General features: G+C 71.3%; 23 protein-coding genes and 2 pseudogenes. 14 read left to right on the top strand and 11 right to left on the bottom strand.

The features are described 5' to 3' along the window. Positions 1-5 precede the first annotated feature (5 nt). Genes DP939_RS15890 through DP939_RS15875 form a run of 4 tightly spaced genes read left to right on the top strand, consistent with a single transcriptional unit; the run spans position 6 to position 5,133 of the window. Positions 6-1,589 carry an ABC transporter substrate-binding protein gene (locus DP939_RS15890; RefSeq protein WP_113981459.1) on the top strand — a complete coding sequence of 528 codons (1,584 nt, stop codon included), beginning with the start codon at positions 6-8 and terminating at the stop codon, positions 1,587-1,589. Then, the gene (locus DP939_RS15885; RefSeq protein WP_113981458.1) at positions 1,590-2,546 is read left to right on the top strand and encodes an ABC transporter permease; all 957 of its coding nucleotides are present in this window, start codon (positions 1,590-1,592) and stop codon (positions 2,544-2,546) included. It begins immediately after the preceding gene. Further along, complete coding sequence (locus DP939_RS15880; protein ID WP_225878277.1) at positions 2,543-3,367, top strand: ABC transporter permease; 825 nt, start codon at positions 2,543-2,545, stop codon at positions 3,365-3,367. The genes DP939_RS15885 and DP939_RS15880 overlap by 4 nt, the downstream gene beginning before the upstream one ends. Then, positions 3,364-5,133, top strand: coding sequence for a dipeptide ABC transporter ATP-binding protein (locus DP939_RS15875; RefSeq protein WP_113981456.1), 1,770 nt, complete (start codon positions 3,364-3,366; stop codon positions 5,131-5,133). The genes DP939_RS15880 and DP939_RS15875 overlap by 4 nt, the downstream gene beginning before the upstream one ends. Here DP939_RS15875 and DP939_RS15870 read toward each other — a convergent pair. From DP939_RS15870 to DP939_RS15860, 3 genes are all read right to left on the bottom strand, one after another. Beyond that, on the bottom strand, positions 5,102-6,313 hold the full coding sequence (locus tag DP939_RS15870; protein ID WP_147268009.1) for a PucR family transcriptional regulator: 1,212 nt from the start codon (positions 6,311-6,313) through the stop codon (positions 5,102-5,104). The genes DP939_RS15875 and DP939_RS15870 overlap by 32 nt on opposite strands. Before the next feature lie 2 nt (positions 6,314-6,315). Further along, positions 6,316-7,560, bottom strand: a complete 1,245-nt coding sequence (locus DP939_RS15865; RefSeq protein ID WP_199565189.1) for a metal-dependent hydrolase family protein — start codon at positions 7,558-7,560, stop codon at positions 6,316-6,318. 161 nt (positions 7,561-7,721) lie between these two features. Beyond that, positions 7,722-8,831: a tetratricopeptide repeat protein gene (locus DP939_RS15860; RefSeq protein ID WP_113981453.1), complete on the bottom strand. Its 1,110-nt coding sequence runs from the start codon at positions 8,829-8,831 to the stop codon at positions 7,722-7,724. Between the two features lie 244 nt (positions 8,832-9,075). Between DP939_RS15860 and DP939_RS15855 the strand changes: the two genes are divergently transcribed. Next, complete coding sequence (locus tag DP939_RS15855; protein WP_263972320.1) at positions 9,076-10,458, top strand: MFS transporter; 1,383 nt, start codon at positions 9,076-9,078, stop codon at positions 10,456-10,458. A 6-nt stretch (positions 10,459-10,464) separates the two neighbouring features. Here DP939_RS15855 and DP939_RS15850 read toward each other — a convergent pair whose 3' ends face one another. From DP939_RS15850 to DP939_RS15840, 3 genes are all read right to left on the bottom strand, one after another. Continuing rightward, complete coding sequence (locus tag DP939_RS15850) at positions 10,465-10,680, bottom strand: hypothetical protein (protein ID WP_113981452.1); 216 nt, start codon at positions 10,678-10,680, stop codon at positions 10,465-10,467. A gap of 242 nt (positions 10,681-10,922) precedes the next feature. Further along, positions 10,923-11,534 (bottom strand): DedA family protein, encoded by a 612-nt coding sequence (locus DP939_RS15845; RefSeq protein WP_225878276.1) that lies wholly within the window; start codon positions 11,532-11,534, stop codon positions 10,923-10,925. A 161-nt stretch (positions 11,535-11,695) separates the two neighbouring features. Further along, a complete protein-coding gene (locus tag DP939_RS15840) occupies positions 11,696-12,460 on the bottom strand; it encodes an SDR family oxidoreductase (protein WP_113981451.1) in 765 nt (254 codons plus the stop codon). 70 nt (positions 12,461-12,530) lie between these two features. Here DP939_RS15840 and DP939_RS15835 point away from each other — a divergent pair, with 70 nt between their 5' ends. Both DP939_RS15835 and DP939_RS15830 read left to right on the top strand, forming a co-directional pair. Further along, positions 12,531-13,148, top strand: coding sequence for a TetR/AcrR family transcriptional regulator (locus DP939_RS15835; RefSeq protein ID WP_113981450.1), 618 nt, complete (start codon positions 12,531-12,533; stop codon positions 13,146-13,148). 271 nt (positions 13,149-13,419) lie between these two features. Continuing rightward, complete coding sequence (locus DP939_RS15830; RefSeq protein WP_263972319.1) at positions 13,420-14,451, top strand: MFS transporter; 1,032 nt, start codon at positions 13,420-13,422, stop codon at positions 14,449-14,451. A gap of 114 nt (positions 14,452-14,565) precedes the next feature. On the opposite strand, the gene DP939_RS15825 is transcribed toward DP939_RS15830, so the two are convergent. Beyond that, positions 14,566-15,120 (bottom strand): MarR family winged helix-turn-helix transcriptional regulator, encoded by a 555-nt coding sequence (locus DP939_RS15825; protein ID WP_225878274.1) that lies wholly within the window; start codon positions 15,118-15,120, stop codon positions 14,566-14,568. A gap of 49 nt (positions 15,121-15,169) precedes the next feature. Here DP939_RS15825 and DP939_RS15820 point away from each other — a divergent pair, with 49 nt between their 5' ends. From DP939_RS15820 to DP939_RS15805, 4 genes and pseudogenes are all read left to right on the top strand, one after another. Next, a complete protein-coding gene (locus DP939_RS15820) occupies positions 15,170-15,895 on the top strand; it encodes an SDR family oxidoreductase (protein WP_113981449.1) in 726 nt (241 codons plus the stop codon). Positions 15,896-15,912: 17 nt separating this feature from the next. Next, positions 15,913-16,536 (top strand): annotated as a pseudogene (locus DP939_RS48690) (AMP-binding protein); the annotation flags it as partial. Positions 16,537-16,625: 89 nt separating this feature from the next. After that, complete coding sequence (locus DP939_RS48685) at positions 16,626-17,501, top strand: non-ribosomal peptide synthetase (RefSeq protein WP_263972318.1); 876 nt, start codon at positions 16,626-16,628, stop codon at positions 17,499-17,501. 42 nt (positions 17,502-17,543) lie between these two features. Next, a complete protein-coding gene (locus tag DP939_RS15805) occupies positions 17,544-18,272 on the top strand; it encodes a hypothetical protein (RefSeq protein WP_147268008.1) in 729 nt (242 codons plus the stop codon). Here the strand turns inward: DP939_RS15805 and DP939_RS15800 are convergent. After that, positions 18,241-20,664 carry an NACHT domain-containing protein gene (locus DP939_RS15800; protein ID WP_113981445.1) on the bottom strand — a complete coding sequence of 808 codons (2,424 nt, stop codon included), beginning with the start codon at positions 20,662-20,664 and terminating at the stop codon, positions 18,241-18,243. The two genes, DP939_RS15805 and DP939_RS15800, sit on opposite strands and share 32 nt — an antisense overlap. Before the next feature lie 200 nt (positions 20,665-20,864). After that, a complete protein-coding gene (locus DP939_RS15795) occupies positions 20,865-21,884 on the bottom strand; it encodes a hypothetical protein (protein WP_147268007.1) in 1,020 nt (339 codons plus the stop codon). A gap of 166 nt (positions 21,885-22,050) precedes the next feature. Here DP939_RS15795 and DP939_RS15790 point away from each other — a divergent pair. Then, positions 22,051-22,416 (top strand): annotated as a pseudogene (locus tag DP939_RS15790) (histidine kinase); the annotation flags it as partial. Between the two features lie 98 nt (positions 22,417-22,514). Then, entirely contained in the window at positions 22,515-22,991 is a 477-nt protein-coding gene (locus tag DP939_RS15785; protein WP_225878273.1) for a CBS domain-containing protein, read from the top strand. 15 nt (positions 22,992-23,006) lie between these two features. On the opposite strand, the gene DP939_RS15780 is transcribed toward DP939_RS15785, so the two are convergent. Together DP939_RS15780 and DP939_RS15775 are read right to left on the bottom strand one after the other, a co-directional pair. Continuing rightward, on the bottom strand, positions 23,007-24,230 hold the full coding sequence (locus tag DP939_RS15780; RefSeq protein WP_113981442.1) for a cytochrome P450: 1,224 nt from the start codon (positions 24,228-24,230) through the stop codon (positions 23,007-23,009). Between the two features lie 40 nt (positions 24,231-24,270). Beyond that, positions 24,271-25,212, bottom strand: coding sequence for an RNA polymerase sigma-70 factor (locus tag DP939_RS15775; RefSeq protein ID WP_113981441.1), 942 nt, complete (start codon positions 25,210-25,212; stop codon positions 24,271-24,273). 190 nt (positions 25,213-25,402) lie between these two features. On the opposite strand from DP939_RS15775, the gene DP939_RS15770 reads away from it, so the two are divergent. Further along, positions 25,403-26,596 (top strand): NAD(P)/FAD-dependent oxidoreductase, encoded by a 1,194-nt coding sequence (locus tag DP939_RS15770; protein ID WP_113981440.1) that lies wholly within the window; start codon positions 25,403-25,405, stop codon positions 26,594-26,596. The last annotated feature ends 139 nt before the right edge of the window (positions 26,597-26,735 follow it).

Below are 26,735 nucleotides of genomic sequence, written 5' to 3'. Positions count from 1 at the left end.
AGAAAATGTTCAAACGATCAGGGGCGGTCCTCGCACTCCTGCTCGCCCTCACCGCCTGCGGCGCGGAGCGGCCCGATCGCCGTACCGGACCCGCAGAGGTCGCCAAGGTGACCTGGGGCCTGGACAGCGGCCCGCGCGCGCTCGACCCCGCCCGCGCCTACGACGGCAAGTCGGCCCTCATCTACCAGCAGGTCTACGACTCACTGCTCTACCTCGACGGCGCGGGCAGGCTCGTGCCCGGCCTGGCGCTCTCCTGGTCCCAGCCCGATCGGCTGACCTACGTCTACAAGCTGCGGACCGACGCCGTCTTCTGGGACGGCAAACCGGTGACCGCCCAGGACGCCGCCTTCTCCCTGGAACGGCACACCGACGACGCCGTCGCGAGCGAGTTCGGGGCCTACTTCGGCGCGGTGCGAAGCGTCAAGGCCACCTCAGCCGACACCGTCACGGTCAAGCTGAGCCGTCCCGACCCCTTCTTCCGCTATGTGCCCGCCCTCGCCGGCCAGGTCCTGCAACGTTCCTTCGTCGGTGCCAACCCCAAGGGATTCGGCACGGCCCAGGTCGGCACCATGGGCAGCGGCCCCTACAAGGTGGAGTCCTTCTCCCCCGCCACCGGCGCGACGCTGGTCCGCAACGACCGCTGGTGGGGCGCCAAGCCTCAGGTCGCCAGGCTGGAGTTCAAGGTCGTCAGCGACCCGGAGACGCTGCGGCTGGCGGTCCAGTCCGGCGACATCGATGGCACGTTCCTCTCCGACCCCTCGCTGTCGCGCCGCTGGCGCGGCCTGCGGTCGGCGACCGTGACCTGGGGCCCCTCGCCGCAGTCGGTCTACCTGTCCTTCGACGTGACCTCGCCGCCCTTCGACGACGCTCGCGTACGGCGGGCCATCGCGATGTCCGTCGACCGCGGCAACCTGGCGCGGGCGCTGTTCGACGGGCACGCCCGGGTCGCCGCGAGCATCACCGCGCCGGACATCTGGTCGGGGCTGGCGCCGGAGCAGGCCGGGGCCGACCAGGTGCGCAGCCTGTACGACGGGCTCCCCGGCCTGCCCTTCGACGCCACCAAGGCCGCCGCCGAACTGGCCGCCTCGAAGCACCCCAAAGGGTTCGCGGTGAGCGTGCCCTACCCCGCGAGCATGAAGTGGCTCGGCGACGTGCTCCAGAACACGGCGCAGAACCTCAAGCCGCTCGGCGTCGAGCTGACCCCCCGGCAGGTGCCCTTCCAGGAGTACATCGGCCGCCTCTACGGCAAGGAGAAGCTCGGCCTGCAGATCATCCCCTACACCCCCGACTACCCGGACCCGGCCGCCATCCCCTCCCTGGTGCTGGGCGGCGGAGCCTTCAACACCGCGCGCTTCACCACTCCCGAGCTGGAACGGCTCCTCGCCGCGCAGTCCACCGCGAAGCCGGGGGAACGGGTGGAGGGACTGCAGAAGATCCTGACCACGCTGGCGGACGAGATGCCCTACGCGCCGCTGTTCCACCCCGACCTGGGCCTCGCGCTGAACAACAGGCTGGCGCTCCCCGACGGGACCAGCGTCTGGCTGAACTTCTCCCAGCAGTGGGCCACGCGGCTGCGGGCGGCGGACTGAATGCGCGCCGCCGTACGCCTGCTCGCCTGGCGCGTCCCCGTCTCCGTCGGGCTGCTCGGCGCCATCTCGCTGGCGGTCTACGCGCTGCTGTCACTCGCTCCGGGGTCCGCGGAACGGGCGCTGCTCGGCACCCGGCCGGCGACCCCCGAGCTGATCGCGGCCATCAGGGACCGCTACCACCTCGACGACCCCTTCCTCGTGCAGTACACGAAATGGCTGGGAGGCGTCATCAGGGGAGACTTCGGCGAGTCGCTGCAGACCGGTGAGCCGGTGCTCGCCAGGATCGCCGAGCGGCTGCCGATCACCGTCGGGCTGGCGGTCTACGCGACGCTGCTCATCCTGGTGATCGGCGTTCCGCTCGGCCTGGTGGCCGCGGCCCGCCGCGGCCGGGCCGCCGACCGGGCGGTGAGCACCGGCGCCGTCCTGGCCGTCAGCGCGCCCAGCTTCGCCGTCGGCACGCTGCTCCTTTACGTCTTCGGGGTGCGGCTGGCCTGGTTCCCCGTGTTCGGCACCGGATCGGGATTCATGCAGCAGATCCACCATCTGACCCTGCCGGCCATCGCGCTGGCCCTGTCACAGATCGCGCTGATCACCCGGCAGACCCGGGCGGCGGGACTCGACGTGGTCGGCCGCGACCACCTGACCTTCGCCCGCGCGCGCGGGCTGCCCGGCCGCGTGGTCTGGATACGTTACGCCCTGCGCGGCGTCGCGCTGCCGGTGGCCACCTCTGCGGGGCTGGTCCTCGGCTACTCCATCACGGGCGCGGTGCTGATCGAGGTGACCTTCTCGCTGCCGGGGGCCGGAGCGCTGATCGTGGAGGCGGTCGCCGCCAAGGACATCCCCATGGTGCAGGGCATCGCGCTGGCCGCCGCCGGCCTGACCTTGCTGGTCAACCTGTTCGTCGACGTGTCCTACCTGGCGCTCGACCCCCGCCTGCGCCGCCGGGCGGCGGCATGAGCGCGTCGGTCGTGGCCCCGCGCGGGGGCATGAAGGCGTCGGTCGTGGCGGCGGCCCTCTGCACGGCCGCCTTCGTCGCGGTCGCGATAGCGGGGCGCTGGTTCGCGCCGCTCAGCGTGGAGAACGGCGACCTGATGCGGTCGGCCCTGGGACCCGGCGGCGCTCACCTGCTGGGCACCGACGAACTCGGCCGCGACGTCTTCTCCCGGATCCTGGCGGGCGGGCGCGAGGCCATCGCCGGGCCCGTCGTGGCCGCCATTGCCGCCACGCTGCTGGGCACGGTGTTCGGGCTGGTCTGCGGCTTCCTCGGCGGATGGGCCGACAACCTGGTCATGAGGTTCGTCGACTTCGCGTACTCGCTGCCGTCGGGACTGATCGCGATCGTGGTCGTCGGCGTGCTCGGCGGTGGCTACCCGGTCGCGGTGATGACCCTGATCGTGCTGGCGGTCCCCGGCGACGTCCGCATCGTGCGCGCCGCCGTACTGGCCCAGCGCCACCAGCCCTACCTGGAGGCGGCCCGCGTTCTGGGCCTGAGCCGGGTAAGGATCGCCGTCGTCCACGTGCTGCCCAACATCTCGCCCACCGTGGTGGCCAACGGCCTGCTCACCTTCGGCTACTCGCTGGTCTCACTGTCCGCGCTCTCCTTCCTCGGCCTCGGCTCGCCCGCCGGTTCACCCGATTGGGGACGCATGATCTCGGAGAACAGGACCCTCTTGGACGTCAACCCCTGGGCGAGCGTGGTGCCCGCCCTGCTCCTAGTGCTGGTCGCCGCCAGTGTCACGATCCTCGGCGACTGGCTGCTCGACCGGAGGACGTCATGAACGACCCGCTGCTCGACGTACGCGATCTCCATGTGGGCGCGGGCGATGGCGTGATCGTCGACGGTGTCTCCCTCACGGTCGGGCGCGGGGAGAGCCTGGCGCTGGTCGGCGAGTCCGGCAGCGGCAAGTCGATGGTCGCCAAGGCCGTGGCCGGGCTGCTGCCGCCGGGAGTCACGGCCCGCGGCGAGGTCCACTACGCGGGCCTGGACCTGATGACCCTGCCGGGGCGCGGGATGCGGGCCGTGCGCGGCAGCGGCGTCTCCCTCCTCCTCCAAGACCCGTTCACCATGCTCAACCCCTTCACCCGCGTCCGGACCCACCTGGACGAGACCCGCCGCGCCCACGGTCACCGCGGCATCGGCCGCCCGGAGATCGCCCGGCGGCTCGCCGAGGTCGGCATCGACGACCCACGGGTCGCCGGCCGCTACCCGTTCGAGCTGTCGGGCGGCATGCGCCAGCGCGTGGGACTGGCCGCCGCGCTGGCCGCCGACCCCGATCTGCTGATCGCCGACGAGCCGACCACGGCGCTCGACTCGACGACCCAGCGCGAAGTGCTCGACCTCATCCAGCGCACCCAGCAGGCGCGCGGGATGGGCCTGCTCCTGATCACCCATGACCTGCGGGTCGCCTTCTCCCTGTGCGAACGGGTGCTGGTGATGTACGCGGGCTCGATCCTGGAGTCGGGACGGCCGGAGGACCTGCGCGCGGAGACCGCCCACCCGTACACGGCGGGACTGCTGGCCGCCGAACCGCCGCTCGACCGCCGGGCGAGGACCCTCTTCGCCATCGACGGCGCGGTCCCACGGGCAAACGACGTCAAGGGCACGTGCGGGTTCGCCGCGCGGTGCGCCTGGCGGGAGCCGGCGTGCGTGCAGGGGCGGCCGCCCCTCACCCCGCGCGCGCCCGGTCACCTGACCGCCTGCCGCCGCCACCTCGACCTGAGTCCCCGTGAGCCGGAGCCTGGGCCGCCCCCGGCGGCGACGGCGACGGCCGGCGTGCCGCCCGCGCTGGAGGTGAGAGGGCTGGCCAAGGCGTACGCAGGCGTACCGGCGCTGACGGACGTCGCCCTCACCATCCCGGCCGGGACGAGTCTCGCGGTGGTGGGCGAATCGGGCTCGGGCAAGACCACGCTCATCAGGTGCCTGCTCGGCCTCGAACGCCCGGACCGGGGCGAGATCGTGGTGGCGGGAACGGAGGTCTTCCCGCGCGCGGCCCACGCGGCCCACCGGCTGGTGCAGTGCGTCTTCCAGGACCCGTACTCCTCGCTCAACCCCCGGCACACGGTGGGGTTCGCGCTGGCCGAGGCGCTGCGCCGCAGCGACGGCGGGAGCGTGGGCGGGCTGCTTGAGCGGGTGGGGCTGCCGCCGGAGTACGCCGGACGACGCCCGCACCAACTGTCCGGAGGCGAACGCCAGCGGGTCGCCATCGCCCGTGCCCTGGCCGTACGGCCGCGCCTGCTGGCCTGCGACGAGCCGGTGGCCGCGCTGGACGTCTCGGTGCAGGCACAGATCCTGAAGGAGCTGCGCAAGCTGCGGGCGGACGGGCAGAGCCTGCTGTTCATCAGCCACGACCTGGCCGTCGTACGCCAGGTGGCCGACCACGTCGCGGTGCTGTACCAGGGCAGGATCGTCGAGTGCGGCCCGGCCGACCGCGTCCTCGACGAGCCCGAGCATGCCTACACCCGGCGGCTGGTCGACTCGGTGCCGACCGGCGAACGGTCCTGGCTGCGGGAAGTCAGCGCCGACCGGTCAGCCTGGCCAGCTTGAGCGCGAGATGGATCACCAGCCGGTCATCGCCGCTGCGCAGGTTGACGCCCGCCAGCTGCTCGAAACGGTGCAGGCGGTTGTAGAGCGACGTGCGGTGGACCGAAAGGGACTCGGCCGTGGCCTTGATGTCGCCCGCGTTCTCCAGGAACACCTCGACGCTCTCCACGAGGGTCCTGCTCTGCGGGTCGTCCTGGTCGAGGAGCGCCTGCAGCCCCGGGTGCAGCCCGACGACCTGCAGGCGCTCCTGGGGGATCTCGGCGAGCAGGCCGTACACGCCCAGGCCGTCCGCGAGCACCGTGTGGCCGAGCGTGCGTACCAGCCTGGCCACCTCGACCGCGCGCAGGGCCTGCTCGTAGAGGCCATGCACCTCGCGGAGCGAGGAGCCGCGCGGCGCGATCCCCACCCACAGCGGCTCGTCGGCGATCAGCTCGCGCCGGCAGTGCGCGCGCAGCGAATCGCCGATCTCGGTCAGCGGCCTGCGGTGCCACCAGGTGCCGGCGGGCGCCACGATCAGCACCGCGTGGTCGGGGCGCACCAGATGCAGGCAGTGCCGGGCGGGGAACTCCCGCCGGGCGCGCTGCAGCGCGAGCTCAAGCCCGACCCGCCAGCTGTCCGGCGGCACCTGGTCCATGCGGCCCGCCGTCACGAGGACGCAGGTGTCGCCCGCGACGAACAGCTCGTCGCGGGCGAGCTGTTCGGCCGCGAAGTCGCGTACGGAGGCGTCCTGGTCGAGCAGGTCCCTGACCAGCTCGCGCTCGCGGCTGTGCGCGATCTCCTCAAGGAAGCTCTCCCTGAGCAGCAGGACGCCGACGTCCTGGGCGACCTCGCGGGCGATGGCCACCAGGCGGTCGTCGGCCGGCTCGGTGAGCAGCACCCACAAGAACCCGAGCAGGACCGTGCGATGCCTGATCGGGACGCACAGCCGGTCGATGGTGAGGCCGAGGTCCGGGTGCAGCGGCAGGTGGAAGGGCTCGTCGGAGTCCTTCGGCACGTGGTCGCGCACCCAGGCGACCAGCTCGCCTGAGACCTCGCGACGCAGGATCGACTGCTGCCTCGCGGGATCCACTTCTCCCTGGTGGGCGCTGTAGGCCAGCAGGCGCAGCCGTGGATCGTCGATGGCGATCGACCGCCCCGTCCGCTGGGCGACACCGTCGACCAGCCGTTGAAGCTCCGATGGCACCTTCATACTCTAGCCAGGACCGTCCTGCCGCTCTGTACGACCATCGCCACGTCGTCCGCGAAGGCCCGTGGGTCGTCGAGCGGATCGCGGTCGAGCACGACGAGATCGGCGATCTTGCCCGCCTCGATGGTCCCCACCCGGTCGGCCAGGCCGAGGATTTCGGCATTGTCTCTGGTGGCCGCGACCAGTGCGGCCATCGGGCCGAGAAGTTCGGACCGGTAGAGCAGTTCCCGCGCCCTGCGCGACTGGTCGGGGCCGATCAGGTCGGAGCCGGAGCCCACGAGCACCCCGGCGCTCCGCGCGATCTTGATCGCGTCGCGCATGCCATCCAGGACGGACGCCGCCCGGACGCCCACCGTGTGGGGAAGCCCCACATCCTGCGCGGAATCGATGAGCTGGTGGACCACCGCCAGGGTCGGCACCAGCCGCGCACCGTGCTCCGCCATCGCGGCCGCCGTGCCCTCGTCCAGCCGGCTGCCGTGCTCGACACACGTCGCGCCCGCCGCCAGCGCGTTGCGGATGCCCGCGTTGTTGTGCGCGTGCACGGTGACGTACGTGCCGCGCGCCCGCGCCTCCTGGACGGCGGCCGCGATCTCCTCGACCGTGAACTGCGTGTGCTCAAGCTCGTCCTCATGGGCCAGCACCGCGCCGGTGACCATGAGCTTGAGGAAGTCCGCCCCGCGCCTGAACGCCTCCCTGGCCGCCCCGCGCACCCGGTCGGCACCATCGGCGAGCAGGGACATCCCCAGCAGCCCCGGCAGATCCCGGGACTCCCACACGCACACCGGCTCCCACCCGGGGGCATAGTGCCCGCCTCCGCCCGTCTGCGACAGAATCGGCCCGCTGACCAGGAGGCGAGGACCGGGCATCAGCCCGGACGTGATCACCCTGACCACCCCCGCGTCGATGCCACCGGCGTCGCGCACCGTCGTGAAGCCCTCCATCAACGCCTGCTCGGCACACCTGAAGATCGAGGCCGCGATCTCCGCCGCCGACACCTGACCCGTGACGAGCCCCTGCATGTCGCTCGACAGCCCGAGATGCACATGCGCGTCGATGAGCCCCGGGATCAGCGTGCGCCCATCGAGATCGACGACAACCGCCTCCCGCGGCGGACGCCGGGTGACCTCCTGGATCAGGCCGTCCTTCACCACGACCACGAGCCCATCGACCGGATCCCGCCCGGTCCCATCGATGATCCTCGCCCCTGCCAGGGCCGTCGTACCCTCGCCCATACCCACGTCCATGCCCTCAGCCTTGCGGGAAGCTCCGCCCGAAAGCACCCTTCATTTGTCGCGTCTCGCGGGGATCACACGCGACAAACGCATCAGCGGACACGCCCCTCGCCCACTGGTGGCCATTCACGGGCTCACCGAATCCACATCGGCCCCGACGCTCGACGGAATGCTCAATCCTCGCCGGCCAGCTCACGCAGTTCCTCAGGGGTGGCGCCCAGTCCCACGGCCACCGGCACCAGCGCGGCCACCTCGGCGTCGCGCCCCTCCTGCCGGAGCAGGCGGGCGTAGCCGAGCACGGCGCCGACCCAGCCCGCATCGATGCTGTTGCGGAAGTTGTCCTCGGCTGCGGCGATGTCGCCCCGCCGCAGGTAGATCTCGCCGAGCTCCTCGTAGGCGGCGTCCGATCCGGCCTCGGCGGCCCGGTGGTAACAGGCCAGCGCCTCATCCTCCCGGTCCTGACCGGCCAGGAACTCGGCGTAGTAGTACAGCGCCCCGTCGTCGTCGAGTTCGACGGCGCGGCGGAAACCGGCCTCGACCTCCTCAGCGGGCGCGCCGTCGTCGCTCAGGAAGAGGGCCCTCTTCACGTTGGCATCGGGAATGCCCTCCGCCACCGCGCGTTCGTAGTTCCGCCGCGCCTCCTCGTCACGGCCGAGCCGCTCCTGAGCCTCGGCGAGCTTCAACAGCGCCGTGGACCCTTCAGCTCGGGCCGCCACGCCGCGCTCCAGCCAGCCGATCGCCGCTTCCAGGTCTCCCCGGTCCAATTCCAGGCCGCCGAGATTGCCCAAGGCGAGGTCGTCGCCCTCCTCGACCGCCTCAAGGAGCATCCGCTCGGCCTCAGCCCAGCGCGACTCGTCTTCGGACAGGAAGGCCCCGTAGTCGTTCCTGGCCCCCGGCAACCCCTGATCGAAGGCCCTGCGGTACCACTGCTCCGCGGCTGCGCGGTCGCCCACCAGATCAGCCCAGATCGCCCCCGTCCGCAGCATGGCCCCCGGCAACCCCAGCTCCGCCGCCTGCCCCATGACGTGAGCCGCCTCCGCCGGACGGCCGGTAGCAATCAGGACATCGGCGAACCAGGGGAAGGCATCCGGATCCCGGCTGTCCACAGCCTCACGCAGGATCCGCTCGGCCACCGGGTAATCCTCCAGGAAGAACAGCATCGAGGCGTGCTTCACCCCCGCGCCGGCCTCGCCCGCGGCCAGTGCGTAGAGCTCGGCGGCCTCCTCATATCGCTCCGCCTCGGCGAACCGGTCGGCACGGGCCATCAGATCGTCGGTGTCCATTCGGCCATCCTCGCCTCATGGATCATCGGGATCTACCGCATTGTTGACTTCCGCCGCTTGTGCGGCCTGAGGCCCCTGTACCGGTCGGCCTTCCGGTGCTTGCCACTCGTCGACTTCGACCCGGTGCGCGTGGTGCGTTCCCGGCCTCACGAGCTCACCCATCTTTTCAATGTGCTCACATCGGAGTATATGCTGAGCCCGCAGTAAGACGATGTGATCGCATCGTGATAGGAGGGTGGGGTCGGTGCCGGTCGTGCTGGCGCTGCTGTGCGCCGCGCAGTTCATGGTGGTGCTGGACGTGTCGGTGGTGAATGTCGCGCTGCCGTCCATCCAGGACGCGCTCGGCTTCGACGCCCGGCATCTGGCGTGGGTCGGCAACGCCTACGCGCTGAGTTTCGGCGGGCTGTTGCTGCTGGGCGGGCGGCTGGCCGATCTGTACGGGCACCGGCGCGTCTTCACCGCGGGCCTGGTGGTGTTCACCGCCGCGAGCCTGGCCGGCGGGCTGGCGGACGCGCCGGGCTGGCTGATCGCTGCCCGGGCAGGTCAGGGGGTCGGGGCGGCGGTGCTGGCCCCGGCCACACTCACGATCTTGACGTCCGTCTTTCCCGAGGGGCCGCGGCGTACCCACGCGATCGCGGTCTGGACGGCGGTGAGCCTGGCGGGCGGTACGGCCGGCAACCTGGTCGGCGGGGCGTTGACGGAGTATCTGTCCTGGCGTTGGATCCTGCTGATCAACGTGCCGATCGGGCTGGCCTGCCTGACCGCGACCCGCCGGCTGGCTCCCGGTCCCGACCCGCGCGGCGGGCGGCGGCTGGACGTGCTCGGCGCGGTGGCGGCCACAGCCGGGCTGGCCGCGCTGGCGTACGGCCTGTCCGGGACGCCCGTCGTCGCGCTCGCCGGGGTGCTCCTGCTGGGGGTGTTCGCGCTGGTCGAGGTGCGGGTGGCGCGGGCACCACTGGTTCCGCCCGCATTGCTGCGGCCGCGGCCGATCTGGCTGGGAAATGTGGCGATGCTGCTGGCCGGGGCGTGCCTGAACCCGATGTGGTACTTCCTTACCCTGTCCCTGCAGGACGTCCTGGGCTACGGGCCGCTGCTGACCGGGCTGGCGTTCCTGCCGCACACCTTGCTGACCCTGCTGGTGGGCCTGCGCCTGACCCCGTGGCTGATGCGCCGTACCGACGATCGCGTGCTCATCGCCGCCGGGGCGCTGGTCGGCGCGGCCGGGTTCTGGTGGCAGAGCCACATCGCCCCAGGCCAGGACTACCTGACGGCCATTCTCGGCCCAGCGGTGCTGATCTCGCTCGGCGGTGGCCTCCTGAACACCCCGCTCACCGTCACCGTCACCTCGGGCGTCGCCCCGGCCGAGGCGGGGGCGGCCTCCGGGCTGATGAACACCGCCAAGCAGATCGGCGGCGCGCTCGGCCTGGCCGCCCTGGTCGCGCTCACGGCACAGCGAGGCGACGACCCCACCGGCCCGGCCCAGGCGCAGGAACCGGCGACCGCCTACGGGCAGGCCTTCGCCGCCATCGCCGTGGTACTCGTCGCCGTCGCCCTGCTGGCGGCCGCGCTGCCGAGACGGCGCGACACCCTACCGGCCGAGCCAGTGGCCGGAACCGCTGGAAGGTAGCGGAGATCAGCCCATGAGCGGGCGGCTCAGAGATGCCCTCTCCACCCGTACGGGTTCACGTCGGATCACGGTGATCAGCATGGCGTGCTCAGCCGACGGGATCCGGACATGGCGCATACCAGGGCCGCTACCCGCGACGAGTTCGGCATTGGACGAAATGCCGGCGCCGTCCAGCACCAGCACCGGCGCGCCGATCTCCGCCCGGCGGTCGGCGGCTCCCACTGCCCTGAGCCTGCCCGCGCCGTGAGGGTGACAAGGGCGTCATGTGGGGCGAAGTCGCCCGCGACATCGAGGACCCCACATCGGCAGATCTGGCATCCCGCTGTAGAGCAGGACGATGGCAGGCCCATCGGAGAACAGTTCCCCGCCATTGATGGGTGCGGTCGCCGTGGCAGGAAGCGGCCCTGTTGTCTGCGGCAGGCCGGGTGGCAATGGCCGGCTCGTCTCCATAGGTCGATGTGGCCTCAGCGAGACTCGTCATCTCCGTGACCTGCCGACGCCCGGAGGCGACGCCGCAGCAAGGTCACCGCCGCGGCGAACGGCACCAGGGCCGCGAGAAGCAGCCACGAGAAGCGTCCGAGGACTTCCTCCAGGTGGGAAGCCGACGCTCCGGCGAACGCGCCCAGGCCGACGTACACCGCCGACCACAACAGCGAGCCTGTCAGGGAGGCCGGGAGGAACCGGCCGTAGGGCACGTGCGCGGCCCCGGCCGCCACGGGTGTGAGGGTGCGGACGATCGGGATCAGCCGGGTAACGAACACCGCGGCCGCGCCGTGGCGGTGCAACGCGGCGGTCGCGCGATCCCAGTGGCGTACGCCGAGCCGTCGCACCACCCGGGTGTCGCGCATGCGATCGGCGTACCGGCGGCCGAGCCCGTAGCCGACGTGATCGCCGGTGGTGACCCCCAGCGCCACGATCAGCAGCATGGCGGCGAACCGCACGGGGGTGGTGGCGGCGACTCCGAGCAGCAGTACGGCGGTCTCCCCGGGGACGACCGAGCCGACCCCCAGCCCCGACTCGGCGAACGCCATGACTCCGGCCACCAGCCCGACCAGTGGGAAAGGGAGGTCGCTCACCGCCCGAACGCCTTCAGTGATCCAGTCCACCCGCTGCCCCCGTACCCCGGCCGTCGCCTCGCATGATCCCAGCAGCCTGGCAGGGGGTACGGCGGACCGGCACACCGCCCCTCCTCGGCCGCCCGTCGCTGGGACCCGGGACCGGCTAGTGATCCACGGCGTCAGGTGCGCGGCCCGAGGAACAGGCCGCCGCTGGCGTCGATGACCTGGCCGGTGATCCAGCGGGCGGCGTCGGAGGCGAGGAACGCGACCACGTCGGCGACGTCGTCGGCGCCGCCGAGGCGGTCGAGCGCCGTTGAGGCGGCGATGAACCCGGCCAGGCCAGGTGCCTCGAAAACGGCCGCGTTGTCGGGCGTCCGGGTGGCGCCGGGGGCGACCGCGTTCACCGTGATCCCCCGGACGCCGACTTCGTTGGCCAGGGTCCGGCTCATCGTCTCGATCGCGCCCTTGGTCATCGCGAAGGACGTCTGGGCGGGGTTGGCCATACGGGTCGCGACGGACGAGATCGTGATGATCCGGCCACCGTCGCGCAGCAGGGGCAGCGCGCGCTGGATGATGAAGTACGGCGCCCGCACGTTCACCGCGAAGAGGTGGTCGAACTCGGCGCGGGTCGTGGTGCCGAGCGGGCCGGCGGGCTGAGCGGCCGCGTTGTTCACGACGATGTCGAGGGGCCGTCCGGCCAGGCCCGTCTCTACTCCCGCGAAAAGCTTCTCGACGTCGCCCTCCACACCCAGCTCCGCCCGGAGGGCGAGGGCGGTCCCGCCGCCGCGTTCGATGTCGCCGACCGTCGCCGTCGCGCCGTCCTCATCCGTGCCGAAGTGCACGATCACCATCGCTCCCCTGGCCGCAAGCCGGGTCGCGATCGCCCGGCCGATGCCGCGAGAGGCCCCCGTCACCAGGGCCGTCCTGCCGATCAGATCATTCATCTGCCCACCACTCCCGGCTGTTAGAAGCTACCGAACTGGTAGTCGCTATCACGATGGTAGTGTCTATCACATGCCTGAGCAGCCCTCAACCCTGCGAGCGCGACGACGAGCCCAGACGCAGCGCACGATCCAGGCGCACGCGATACGGCTGTTCGGCGAGCGCGGATACGACGCCACGACCATGAACGACGTCGCCGAGGCGGCCGGTGTGTCGCCCATGACCGTCTACCGGCACTTCCCCACCAAGGAAGACCTCGTACTGGCCGACCAACACGGCGAACTCATCGCCGAGCGGATCGCCGCGTCACCCGCCGGCCGGCCCCTGGTCCGCCGCATCGGCGGCGCGCTCGTCGACGCGGCCGCCACCCTGACCGGCGACGACCGGGCGGCGGACCGGCGGTTCCTGCTCGCCCGCCTCCAGCTCATGATCTCCACACCGGCGCTGCGGGCCAGGCACCTGGACAACCAGTACGCCCTCCAGCAGGCCATCATCGGCGCCCTGGAGGACGAGACCCCCGACCCCGACACGGCCTTCCAGGCTCAGGCGGCGGCCGGCGCCTGCCTGGCCGCCCTGCACACGGCGATGGTGCGCTGGGCCGAGGACGACGGGCGGACCGATCTTCCCCACCTGATCGGCAAGGCCCTCGCCGCCGTCTTCGGCGACGACGTCATCGGACCCGCACGATGAACCGCACACGCGTCACCGGAAGCCGAAGACGGGCTGAAGGCTGAACGGGGTGCACCGGGACAAAAGATCACAGTTCCTCCGCCGGATCCACCCAGGACGCCGTACCCGCCGCCCCGCCCCAGTCGCATTCACTCTCCGAGCCCAGGTCCCTCGGCTTGGCCGCAGAACCGCCGCATCATCCTCACCTACACCGCGCACTTCACGCTCACCTCAGTGCGGGATCGCCCAGCCCGGCACCCAGGTCTCGGCGGGGTCGTGGCCGGACGCGGCGGTGCCGCTGGGCCCGTGGGTGGAGTTCCGCCGCAAGCGGCCGGTACTGGTCGGAATGGACCTCGTGCGGTCCGCGGCGCTGCTGACGATCCCGGCCGCGTTCGCGTTCGGCGTGCTGTCCTTCGCCCAGCTCCTGCTGGTGTCGCTCGTCGTCGCGGCGGCCGACATCACCTTCCGCGCCGCCTCCGGCGCGTACCTGAAGACGCTGCTGCCAGCCGCGGACCTGCTCGTCGCCAACGCCCGCTTGGAGTCCACGACCTGGACGACCACCATCATCGGACCGCCGCTGGGCGGTGCCGCGATCGCGGTGTTCGGTCCGGTGGCGACGGTGGTGGCCGATGCGGTCAGCTACCTGCTCTCGGCCCTGGGCATCCGCATGGTGGGCGGCCAGGAACCGCGGCCCGAACGGCGGCAGGCCGCGCGTATGCGGGCCGGGGACCTGCTCGACGGGTGGCGGTACATCCTCGCCGATCCGGCGCTGCGCCCGCTGTTCTTCAACACCGTCATGTTCAACGGCCTGGTGATGGCCACCGACGCGCTGCTGGCCGTCCTGATGCTCGGCAAGCTCGGGTTCGCCGCATGGCAGTACGGCCTCGCCTTCGCCGCACCCGCGATCGGCGGGCTGCTCGGGTCGCGGCTGGCCCGGCCGCTCGTCACCCGGTTCGGGCCGCACCGGGTCCTGGTCACGGCCGGGACGCTGCGCGCGCTCTGGCCCATCGGCCTTGTCTTCCTGAGGCCGGGCACCGGAGGGCTGCTGCTGGTGATGGGCGTCGAACTCGGGCTCATCTTCTGCTGCGGGGTCTTCAACCCCGTCCACGCCACCTACCGCCTTGAGCGCACCGCGTCCGGCCGGGTCGCCCGCACGCTGTCCGCCTGGGCGGTGACGACCAGGGCCTCGACCGCGCTCCTGACCGCCGTTTGGGGCGTACTGGGCGGCGTGTTCGGCCCGCACATCGCGATCGGCCTGGCCGGCGTACTCCTGCTGGCGACCCCGCTGCTGCTCCCCCGGCACCCCGCGGCGCCCCCCGCCTGACGGCCTTCTCATCACCCAGGGAGAGAAAATGACCACCACGCCCCCGGCACTGGATCCCCGGACGGCCGCACTGCTCATCAAGGCCGATCAACTCGGCCGGTACCGACTCGGCGGTCACGGTCCGGGGGCATCGTCGCCGACTTGACCAGGGCGTTCGTCGGCGTCGAGGCGTTCGATCAGGCCGTCCAGCAGGTCGCGGAGCAGGACGGTGAGGTGTTCGCGTTGGTCCTCGTCGAGATGGGCGATGAGCGCGTCCTCATGGGCCAGCAGCGCATCGACGGTGTCCTCGACGAGCCGGTGCCCGGCATCGGACAGGGTGACCATTTGGGTGCGCCCGCGCGGGCCGCGTGTGGTGCGCACAAGGTCCGCCTTTTCTGCGCGGGTGACGCGCTGGCTGATGGCGCCCGCCGTGACCAGGCACGAGGCGCGTAGTTCTGCCGGGGTCATGGTGTACGGGGGGCCGCTGCGCCGCAACGTGGACAGCAGGTCGAGGGTGGCGCCGTCGATGCCGAGCCGGGCCAGTGTGCGTCGGCGTTCGTCGCCGAACAGTTTGGCGGCCCGCCACATGCGGGTGACGATCCCGATCGAGGCGACAGGGGTGCCGGGGCGCTCCCGGTGCCAGGCCAGTTGGATCTCGTCTACGGCGTCGGGTTTGCGGTGCTGGATCACGTTTCCTATTCTACGAATAGAAGTTTAGGTCTAAACAAGGGGTTCGAGGATGACGCGTACGGCCGTGGTGACGGGTGGCGGCACGGGGATCGGAAGGGCCACGGCGGCGGCGCTGGCGGCCGACGGCCTGGAGGTGGTGATCACCGGCCGCCGCAAGGACGTCCTGGACCGGGCGGTGGCCGAGCTGGGGCGCGGGGTGCGGGCCGTGCCGTTCGACGCGACGGTTCCCGCCGAGATCGAGGCCGCGCTGCCCGAGCTGCCGCAGCGGGTGGAGGTGCTGGTCAACAACGCGGGCGGCAACACCGACCTCAGCAGGCCCGAGCCCCGCGACCTGGCCGGGCTGCGGGCCGCGTGGCTGGCCAACCTGGAGGCCAATCTGGTGAGCGCGGTGCTGGTGACGGCGGCGCTCACGCCACGGTTGGCGGACGGGGGCCGCGTTGTCACCCTCGGCTCGATCGCCGCGGCCAAGGGCGCGGCGGGCTACGGCGCGGCCAAGGCCGGGGGGCTCGCCTGGAACGCCGAACTGGCGTTCCGGCTCGGCGGGCGCGGCATCACCGCCAACGTCGTGGCCCCGGGGCTGGTCGAGGAGACCGAGTTCTTCGGCGACGGGCTGCCCGAGCAGCGCCGTACCGCGCTGGTCGCCCAGACCGCCACCGGCCGCGCCGGTCGGGGGGAGGACGTCGCCGCCACGATCGCGTTCCTCGCATCCGCCGGCGCCGGTCACATCACGGGCCAGGTCGTGCACGTCAACGGCGGCGCGCACCTCGGCGGCTGACATCGCCCGCGGTGGCGATGGAATGCGGCACCGAATCGATCACCTACGGTGAGTTGTGGGCCGAGTCGGCCAAGGCGGCCGCCCGCATCTCAGCAGGCCCGAACCACCGCCCGGGGGGACTGGTCGCCACGCTCTTCGAGCGCGGAACGGCCTGCGTCATCGAGCAACTGGCCGTCTGGCGCAGCGGGTGCGCCTATCTGCCGCTGGATCCGGCACTGCCCGATGGGCGCCTGCGGTCGATTCTCGCGGACGCGCGTCCTCAGTCCGTGGAGGTCTCACCTCGCCTGCGGCGGCGACTGGACGCCGGCGCGCGGCCATCCGGCTGGGCCGCCGAGGACGCGACCGCGTACGTGATCTACACCTCCGGCTCCACCGGAACGCCCAAGGGTGTCGCGGTCGGCCACGGCAGCCTGGCCGATCTGGTGAACTGGCACCGCGAGACGTACCTCACGGGCCCGGGTACGCGTGTCGCGGCATTCGCCGGGCTCGGATTCGACGCCTCCGCGTGGGAGTGCTGGAGCACGCTCGCGTCCGGGGCCACCCTGGTGCTCCCCCCGGCTCCGGTGGCCGGCGGCATAGTCCAGATCATCGAGTTCCTGACGGTCCAAAAGATCGACGTGTGCTTCCTGAGCACCCCGCTCGCCGAGCAGATGGAGATCGGCTGCGGGTGTACCCGCCCAGGGATTTCCCGGCCGCGGTGCACAATCACTACGGCCCAACGGAGGCCACCGTGGTCACCACGGCCACCGGCGATTTGCGAAACTCGGGCAATGCCGCGCTGCCGCCCATTGGACGCCCTGTCCGGGATGCCGAAGTGCGTCTGGCCGATGCCTCCGGGGATGACGTCGCAGAGCCTGGGATCGACGGCGAACTTCTGATCGGCGGGTCGATACTCGCCACCGGATACTGGAATGACAGCCGCCTCACCGCGGAGAAATTCATCACCGACCAGGCGGGGAGGCGATGGTACCGTTCCGGCGACATCTGCAGATGGGCGCCGGACGGCGAGCTGGAATTCGTCGGCCGGAGGGACGGCCAGGTCAGCCTTCGTGGCTTCCGAATCGAGCTCACGGAGATAGAGCTGGCCATTCTGGCAGGCGGCGACGTGAGTCAGGCCGCCGTCGTCCACCAGGCCGGCGATGACGGCGGCAGGCTGCTGGCCTTCTTCTGCGGAGACGCAGGCGAGAGCGCGATCCGTGCGCATTTACTGGGCATGCTGCCGCGGTACATGGTCCCCGCGATCATCCGCCGCCTGGAGTCGATGCCCTTGACGGTGAACGGGAAGGTCGACCGCGCATCACTCGCCCATTCCCTGCCGGACACCGCCGGCGAAGCGGTGCTCGATCTCACGCCTCAGGAGGACGGAGGCGTCTTCAGCGCCATAGCGGAGATCTGGGGCGGACTGCTCGGACGATCCCCCCGGCCGGATGATGACTTCTTCGCGGTCGGCGGCCATTCGCTGCTCGCCGCCCGCGTCACGGGGCAGGTGCGCAAGGACCTCGGGGTGAACGTGGGGCTGGAGGTCCTTTTCGAACACCCGGTCCTCACGGACTACGTGAGCCGCGTCAAAGATCTGCGCGAGCGGGAAAAGGTGGGGTCTCTGTGAAATCCAACTTTCGGTGAGGTGTCTGCCTTGCGGCGATTTGTGGTGGCGATCGAATTCCGGGACGAGACCCCCAAACGGTCCTTCGGCTCACTTCTCCTCGGCCGACCGGCCGAGGAGGTGGTGAAGATCGACCCGCTCCGGTTTCCCGGCATGTCATCACGAGTCCATGAGATGAATGAGCAGTCGGCTTATTGGCGGAAATGGCTCAAGAGCCACGAGGGAAAGCCGGACGCCATTCTCGGATACTGCTCCGGCGCGGCACTGGCCTGGTCGCTCGCCGCCGAGTATCTGCCGGAGGACGTTCCGCTTGTTCTGCTCGATCCGGAGTGGACCTCTCCCCGCGTGGCACAGGACCTCCTTGCCGACCTCTGCCAGGGCATGGACCCGGAAGGCCGCGGTTCACCTGTCCCTCCGGTCGGCGAACTGGCGCCGGATGACGCGCTTTTCGTGGCCGGCGGGTTCCTGAGGTCGGCCATGGAACGGGTGGCCGGTGAACTGCCGGTCGATATTCTGGACACCCTCACGGAGAAACAACGGGCATGGTTCAGCTACACCCTGTCGGCCACGGCTCCCGATGCACGCCTGGAGCCGCGTCAGGTCTTCCTGAGCAGAGCGGGACGCTGGACGGAAGGCGGCAACACGCGAGTTCACCGGTTTCCGACTGATCCATGGGAGCTCTTCCGGTCGATCGAGGTCGCCGATGCCATAGGCCGGTTGGTGGAAGATTCACCTCGCGAGATCACCCACGGGGATCGGCCGGGCGAGGTGTGACGGTCGAGGGTGTGCGAGAGGTGTCATCGTCGAGCACTTCGGCCAGCAGGGTGTGGCTGAACTCGTAGTACGGGCCCGTGTTGCGCAGCAGTCCGCGTTCGTGAAGCGTGTCCAGGAAGCGCTGCATCCGCCACGGGAACGCCGAGCGGGCCGCGAGCCACACGTGCCCCACCAGGACCGCGGGAGAGGCGGTCCGCAGGGACGCGAGTACGACGCCCAGCGTGAGCCCGAACAGTACGCCCTGCCACGGCTGTACGTGAAAGCCGGGGGCGTTCTGGACCTCCGCGATGAGGGCCTGGCCGGGACCTTGGAGGATGAGGATGCCGGCGGTGGCCGCCAGGGCGATGGCCACGACGCAGCTGATCGCCGCCAGTCCGTCGTTGCGCCGGATCGTCGTGGCGGTCGCGGCCGAGGGGTCCTCCAGCGGCTGGGCGAGCCAGTTGAGCACTCCGATCACCAGCGCGACCGGTACGCCCAGCACCAGCCCGAAGACGATCACGATCTGCATGCCGTAGTCCAGGCTGATCCGGACCATGCCGGTCAGCCCGGCCATGACGCCGATCAGCACGGTCGGCGGGAAGGCCCGCAGCAGGTACGGCAGCGGTGAGCCGAGCGCGGTGGTGAGCCGGGGGACGATCCGGGCGGGCATCGGGGGCGCGGCCAGGTCGCCGGCCATGACGCGCGCGGCCAGGGTGGCGATGCCGGTCCCGGTGCCCATGGACACGACGATGGCCACGAACCCGCCGACCAGCGGGAACCTCGCGCCGGACCACTCGGCGACCAGGCACGCCGACGCCGAACCGCAGGCGACCAGGGCCACCGCGAAGGCCGCGACCACCCGCCCAGGCACGAGCAGGCGGGTGAGGACGGGAAGCGGGCTTCTGCGGATCAGCAGGGGGCGGCAGGCCAGGGTCAGCACAAAGGCCGTGCCCAGTTCGACCGTGTCGCCGATGACGTACGGGAGCACCGGCTCATCGGCGGGGATCAGTGCGGGCAGGCCCGCCAGGCCGATCCCCAGCACGCCCGCCGACGCCGTGATCCCCGCGAGCGCGATGGCCCGCCAGGACGGGCGCACCCCTCTGAGCAGCCCCAGCACCACCCCCGCGGCCAGGCCGATGGCGAGCCCGCGGGTCAGTCCGAGCGGCATGACGAGCGCGAGCTGGTAGGCGGGCAGCAGCACCAGGCCGGCGGCGACCGCCGGGACGGCGGCCGGGACCTCGGTGTACACCTGCCACCAGGCCACCCGCCCGCCCACCCGGCGGCGCAGCATGGCGGCCAGGTTGCCCAGCCATCGCCGTGCCCGGGCCGTGCCGAACCGGCCGCGCATGACGGTGGACACGAACTCGTTCAGCAGGCGCTTCTCGGCCGCCGCGCGGCCCTTCCCCATCACGAGCGCCACCAGACGCCCGGGGTCGAGATCGCCGTCCGCGTCGCCCGCGTCCGCGCACGCCCGACGGGCCAGGCTCAGGAACAGCGGGTTGGACAGCAGGCCGGTGACCTCGTCGGGCGCCCCGCGCCTGACCCGATCCAGCACCGGCCGCCAGCGGTCCTCGGTTTCGAGCCGTCCCGCGAGCTGCCGCAGGTACTTGTACACCGCCTTGGGCTTCGGCGGCATGAGGGTGTGCACGGTGTAGTGGGGCGGGGCGGCGATCCGGTCACCCCTGGCGAACAGCACCAGGTGGCGGTCGTGCGGGGCCTCCTTTTCCAGCCGTTCCAATGCCCGCCGGGTGTGCGCGGTGGACGCGTCGAAGCCGTCGATGAGGAAGACGGTGCGCTCGTGGTCGCTGAGCGCCTGGCACAGGCCACGGTCGTGCTCGTACCGTACCCCGCGGCCGAGGACGACCTCCTTCGCGACCCAGTCGGCGAAGGCGGTGTGGTACGGGTCCCAGGTGGTGGCCTTAAGCAGGATGGGCAGGTAGCCCCTGGCCAGCAGGCCCAGCGCCATCATCACGGCGGTCGTGGACTTGCCCGCCCCGGCCGGGCCGAGCACGATCAGCCGGCGGTGCCCGTCCGTCGCGGTGACGAGGCCGGCGGCGTGGTCCTGGAAGTCGGTGGCCGACCATACGGCGGCGCGGGGTTCGGGCCAGGCGTCGTCGCCGTTGCGGCTGCGCAGCCGGACGGGCAGGAGTTCGGGGCGCAGCAGGCCGCGTTCCTGGGCGTCGTGGCGCAGCGCGCCGAGCGTTTCGGCCCGCAGGTGCTGGATCAGGGTTTCGGGTGAGACGGGATCGGGGCGGCGGCTGTACAGGAACGCCAGCGCGGTGATGAGCACGCCCACGGTGTCGGCGATGCCGCTGGCCTGGTCGACGAGGCGGAGGGCCAACGCGACCGCGATCCCTCCGATGCCGGTGACGAGCAGGATGACGGCGGCGGAGCCGCGTAATTTGGGATTCACGACGTACGTCCCTCCGCTCCGGGGCACCTGGCCCAGGAGAGAGAACCGGCAGACAGAGAACGTGAAGCCGAGGCGCCGGCGGTCGCCGGGGACTCGTGCCTGCGGTCAGTCGTCGCGATCGGTGGAGCGGCGCTGACGGACGAGGAGCATTGCGCTTGCCTCCATCATGCCGCCGCGACCGCCCCGGCGCGCGGGGGCTGTCAGCTCTCGCCGCCCGCGGTCGTGCCGCGCTCTTGATGCCCTTTGGTATGCCGCGTCTTCCGGGCCACGAGGTGGTGGTCCTTCAGAACGGGGTGCTTCTCCTGGGTGTCCGCGACGGGCTTGCCCGGTCCCTTGTCCGGTGCCTTGTCCGGTCCGGGGAGGGGTGGGGGGTCGTCGTTGGCGACGAGCGGGCGAGAGACCGGGCCGCCCGCCTGGATGAGGACTCCCATCGTGGCCAGCACGATCGCCGCGAAGGACATGAAGCCCAGCACCATCAGGCGGGGCATCAGATAGCCGGTCGGCTGGAGCGTGATGGCGGTGAACAGGACGAAGGACAGCACGCTCCAGCCGAGGGCCACGATGGAGGGCCAGGAGCGGCGCTCGCGGGCCCAGCGCAGGTGGATCCCCTTGGCGCGTGCGCCGATCAGGACGATGCCCATCGCGAAGAAGAGGGCGACGCTCGTCAGCGGTACCGCCACCGAGCCCTCACAGGCGCCGACCGTCACACCGGGGATGCGCGTGGTGCGCAGGTACTCTGTGCCCTGGGCCCCGAACATCAGGAAGAGCAGGCCGACCATCGGGATCACGACGACCGTGACCCAGCGCGCCACGCGGGCGACGGCGGCGTGTTCCGGCCGCATCTCCAGAAGCAGGAGCAGGGAGAAGAAGAGCATCTGGACGGCAAGGCTGAGGCCGAGGCCCGCCACCATCTCCGAGGCGGCGGTACGGCCGTCGACGTCCTTGTTACCGGCCAGCACCGAGTAGGTCACCATGGTGGCGAGCAGGCAGAACAACGTGACGAACAGCGCCATCAGGGCATGAGGCGCGGAATATCTCTTGTCCCCGCCGGAATCGCGTGCGCCGAGCAGCAGGACCAGCGCGGTGAAGGCGAGACCGGCCATCGTGCCGGAGGACTGCGAATAGAAGCCCGAAACGACGTCGACCTCGACGCCCATCGACGGAGGGCAGTAGCCGGGCGCGAGCCAGCCTCCTTGCGACGCGTCTGCCGCGATTCGCATGCGTCGCCTCCGGATATGTGAGAACACCACGTCTGACGGTCGCGCCCCGACACGCTCAATACTACAGTGCGTCAATCATTGTTATACTAACAGTCACCATCTCTCCAGCCCGTTCGCCCACCTGTCGGGGGTACCGAGCCGGCGGGCCGGTGGCAGACTGCCGAGTATGGCCGAGGACAAGGCGCGCCCGTTGTTGCCGGGCATGCGACTGGACGAGTTGCTGTCGGAGCTGCAGGTCCGGCTGGAGGCCGTGCTGGCGACGCGCGACCGCGTGCATGCCCTGCTCGACGCGGTGGTGTCGGTCGGCAGTGACCTGGACCTGGAGACGGTGCTGCGGCGGATCGTGCGGACCGCGACCACGCTGGTGGACGCCGGCTACGGGGCGCTGGGCGTGGTCGGCCGGGAGGACACGTTGGTCCAGTTCATCCCGGTGGGGCTGAGCGAGGAGGAGATCGCCAGGATCGAGCACTGGCCGCACGGGCTGGGCCTGCTCGGGCTGTTGATCAAGAAACCCCGGCCGCTGCGGCTGGCCGACGCCCGGCTGCGGGCCCGCGCCCACACCCGCGAGCACGGTGAGGACCCGGCCTGGGTCCGCGACTGGACCTGGCCGCGTTGAAAAGGGGGATGGCCATGGATGAGACGCTGACCGCCGTTCAGGTGATGAGCCGGGCCCTGGTGATCGTCCGGCCTGAGGAGTCCCCGCTGATGGCGTGGGAGGTGATGCGCCGGGCGGGCATCCACCACCTGCCTGTGGTGAACGAGCACGGCCTGCTGCTGGGCATCCTCACCAAGGAGGACCTGGCGGCGTCCTGGCCGGGCGGCCCGGAGGCGCAGTCCCGTACGCCGCTGCGCCGCTTGCTGCCCGGGCGGCGCATCCCCCACGTCCGCCAGGACGCGTCCCTGCCGCACGTGGCGGCGGTGATGCGGGACGCGGGCTGCGACGCGGTACCGGTCATGGCGGCGGACGGGTCCTTCATCGGCATGATCACCACCGTCGATGTGCTGGACGCCATGGCCGGTCGCACCCGGCCGGCCGGCGAGGCGGCGGAAATGGTCACGGGCATGTTCCGGCTGGAGCCGGTACTGCCCGCGAAAGGGAGGATCTGAGCGCCCCGCGCGGCCTCACCAGGTGACCGGGAGTTCGTGTACTCCGTAGACGACGGCGTCGGCCTTGTACGGCAGGTCCTCGGCCGGTGCGGCGAGCCGCAGAGCGGGGACGCGGCGGAACAACGTGTCGAAGACGATCTGTAGTTCCATCCGGGCCAGGTTCTGGCCGAGGCACTGGTGCGGGCCGAAGCCGAAGGCGATGTGGTGGCGGCCCCCGCGCTCGATGTCCAGTTCGGCCGGGTCCGTGAACACCGCCGGGTCCCAGTCGGCCGACAGGGTCGAGACGATGACACCCTCGCCGGCCTTGATGCTCACCCCGCTGATCTGCACGTCTTCGGTGGCCAGGCGGGAGGTGACTCCGTCGGCGATGGTGAAGTAGCGCAGCAGTTCCTCCAGGGCCATCGGCGTCCTGCCCGGGTCGGCCGTGATCAGGGCCAGTTGTTCCGGGTGGGACAGCAACCCGACGACGCCGAGCGAGATCATGTTCGCGGTGGTCTCGTGTCCGGCGGTCAGCAGCAGAAAGGCCAGGCTCACCAGACCCCCGTGGTCAAGGGCTCCGTCCCGGCGCTGCCTCGCGATCTGCCGGCTGAGCAGGTCATCGCCGGGTTCGGACTCTTTGCGGGTGACCAGGTCATCGACGTAGGCGCGCAGTTCGGCGAAGGCTCGCCCGCGCTCTTCCAGCGAGGTCCGGCCCACCATCATGGTGCTGCGGCTTTGGAAGAAGTCATGATCGGTGTAGGGGACGCCGAGCAGTTCGCAGATCACCAGGGAGGGCACCGGCAGGGACAGCGCCTGTACCAGGTCGACCGGCCGCCGGTCGGTGTCGAGCATGTCGTCGATGAAGTGGTCGACGATGCCTTGGATGCGCGGGCGCAGCGCGGCCAGCCGCCGCAGGGTGAACTCGCCGATCACCGCGCGGCGGGCCGCCGCGTGCTCGGCGCCGTCCAGGCTGAGCATCAGCGGCGGCCGGCTGCGAAGCCGCCGCAGGGTCGCCGCGTCGAGGGTGAAGAGCGGGAAGCCGTCCTTGCGTTTGTCGCAGGAGAAGCGCGGGTCGGCGAGGACGGCGCGGCCTTCCTCATGCCCGGACACCCACCACGCCTCACCGCCACTCGCCAGGCGGACCTTGTTGATCGGCCCCTGCTCGCGCAGCCGTTCGTAGGCGGTGGGCGGGGCGAACGGGCAGCCACGCTCGATGGGCAACGTGAGGCCGGCGAGTTCACCGGCGGCGCTGTTCGTCATGAAGGACCTCCCGGTCAGAGATCTGGCGGAGTTCGTTCGTTCATCGCAGGGTGAGCGGGGTCTCCGTTGCGATGCGGGTCAGCTTCTGCGGGTTGCGGACGTAGTAGAGGCCGGTGATGCGGGCGTCCTCGACCCGGGCCGCTATGACGCCGTCGATCTCTCCGTCCACGCGGAGGAGAAGTGCCGGGTTGCCGTTGACCACGATGGGCTCGCTGGTGAGCGTGACCTGGGCCTTGCCGAGGCCGTTGACGATCATGCGGGCCACCTTGCCGGCGCCGGTGATCGGCTGCGGCGCGGCCTGTTTCACACCTCCGCCGTCGCTCACCAGAACGACCTGCGGGGCGAGCACGTCGAGCAGGCCCTGCAGGTCCCTGGTCTCCAGCGCGCGCTGGAACGACTCCACGGCCATCCGGGCCTGGCTCGGGGAGACCGCCTCGCGCGGGCGGCGGGCCTCGACGTGGCGGCGGGCGCGGTGCGCGATCTGCCGGACGGCCGCGGAGCTCTTGCCGACGGCGGCGGCGATCTCCTCGTGACCGACACCGAAGACCTCGCGCAGCACGAAGACGGCGCGTTCGGTGGGTGAGAGCGTCTCAAGGACGAGCATCAGCGCCATCGACACGCTCTCGGCGAGTTCGACGTCCTCGGCCACGTCCGGCGCGGTGAGCAGCGGCTCGGGCAGCCAGGGGCCGACGTAGTCCTCTTTACGGCGCCGAATGGCGCGCAGCCGGTCCAGCGCGCGCCGGGTGGTGATCCGCACGAGGTACGCGCGCTGGTCGGACACCTGCCCGAGGTCGACCTTGACCCACCGCAACCAGGTCTCCTGCAGCGCGTCCTCGGCGTCGGCCGCCGAGCCGAGCATCTCGTAGGCGACGGTGAACAGCAGGCTGCGATGAGCGAGGAACGCCCTGGTCGCCGGGTCCATCCGGCCGCCGCCCGCGGCCGGCCCGGTTGTGCCCGTCGTCGCGTGCCGGCGCTCGTTCATCCCTGGCTCCTGTCTGTACTCCCGCGACTCCTGCTCCCATGCACAAGGCGCCGGCGCCCACCGATGTGTGACAGCCGTGATCGGTGACACCCCCATACCAGCGCACTGTCACGAAGTCCGGGGCGCAGACGCCGCATGGTCGTCAGGACGAAAGAACGACCGGAAGCAAGCCAACCATCAGGAGCGACACATGAAACACCGCATCGTGGTCCTCGGCGCCGGTTATGCCGGGGCCTACGCGGCCGGGAACCTGGCCCGCCGGCTGTCCCCGGCCGACACCGAGATCACCGTGGTCAACGCCGTACCGGACTTCGTCCAGCGCATGCGGCTGCCCCAGTTGGCGACCGGCCAGGAGATCGAGGCTCCGAAGCTCGCCGACGTCTTCGCGGGCACGGGGATACGGCTGCGCCTGGCCCGTGTCGCCGCCATCCTCCCCCAGCGCCAGATCGTCGCCATGGCCGACGGTGGCGGCGAACTCGGCTACGACACGCTTGTCTACGCGCTCGGGAGCCACGTCGCCGACCACGGCGTCCCCGGTGTGGCCGAGTACGCCTTCGACGTCACCGGCCGGCCCTCGGCGCTGCGCCTGCGCGAACGCCTGGACGATCTGGACAGACGGGGCGAGGGCGGGAATGTGCTGGTCGTCGGCGACGGGCCGACCGGTATCGAGACGGCCACCGAGATCGCCGAATCCCGGCCCGGCCTGTCGGTGACGTTCATCGCCCGCGGCGAGCCGGGCGCCCGGCTGTCCGCCGGCGCTCGCGGCCACCTGCGCCGGGCCTGCGACCGGCTGGGCATCACCGTCCTCGCGCACACCACCGTCACAGCCGTCGAGGCGACGCGGGTGCTGTGCGCCGACGGCACCACCCTGGCCTCCGACGCGACCGTGTGGACGGCCGGGTTCGCGGTCGGCCCCATCGCCGCCGCGGGCGGGCTGGAGGTCACCGAAACCGGTCAGATCACCGTCGATCGCACCATGCGGTCGGCCTCACACCCGAACGTGTACGCCATCGGCGACAGCGTCCACGCCGTCGGCGACAGCGGCCGGCCACTGCCGATGTCCTGCGCGTCGGCGGGCCACACCGGCCGGCAGGCCATCGAGGCGATCGTGGGACGCCTGACCGGGCGCCCGGTCGCGAACACCAAGCTGGTCCACTCCTACAACCACATCAGCCTCGGACGGCGGGACGGCATCTTGCAGACGGTCGACGACGAGGGGCGGCCAAAGCCGAAGTACGCAGGTGGCCGCAACGCCGCGCGCGTCAAGGCGGCCATCCTCACGATGGCCCTGTGGGCCACCTCCCACCCCACCTACGGCCTGCCCAAACGCAGGCACCGCCTGGCGGCCGCACCGGCCCCGATCACGGAGAAGGTCCACCCATAGCCGCCTCATAGAGGATGGCCCGCGTGGACGGCACCGCCACCGAAGATCTGCCGGGACGGTGTGGCCGTGCGGTTGGTCGCGACCAAGGCCGACCAGAACCGGGTCGGCCAGATCCACCAGGGCCTGCGCATCGAGCGCG

The organism is Spongiactinospora rosea (genome assembly GCF_003315795.1).
Lineage (GTDB): Bacteria > Actinomycetota > Actinomycetes > Streptosporangiales > Streptosporangiaceae > Spongiactinospora > Spongiactinospora rosea.
The sequence above is the reverse complement of the archived record's forward strand: the minus strand, read 5'-3'. Positions and strand labels throughout refer to the sequence as shown.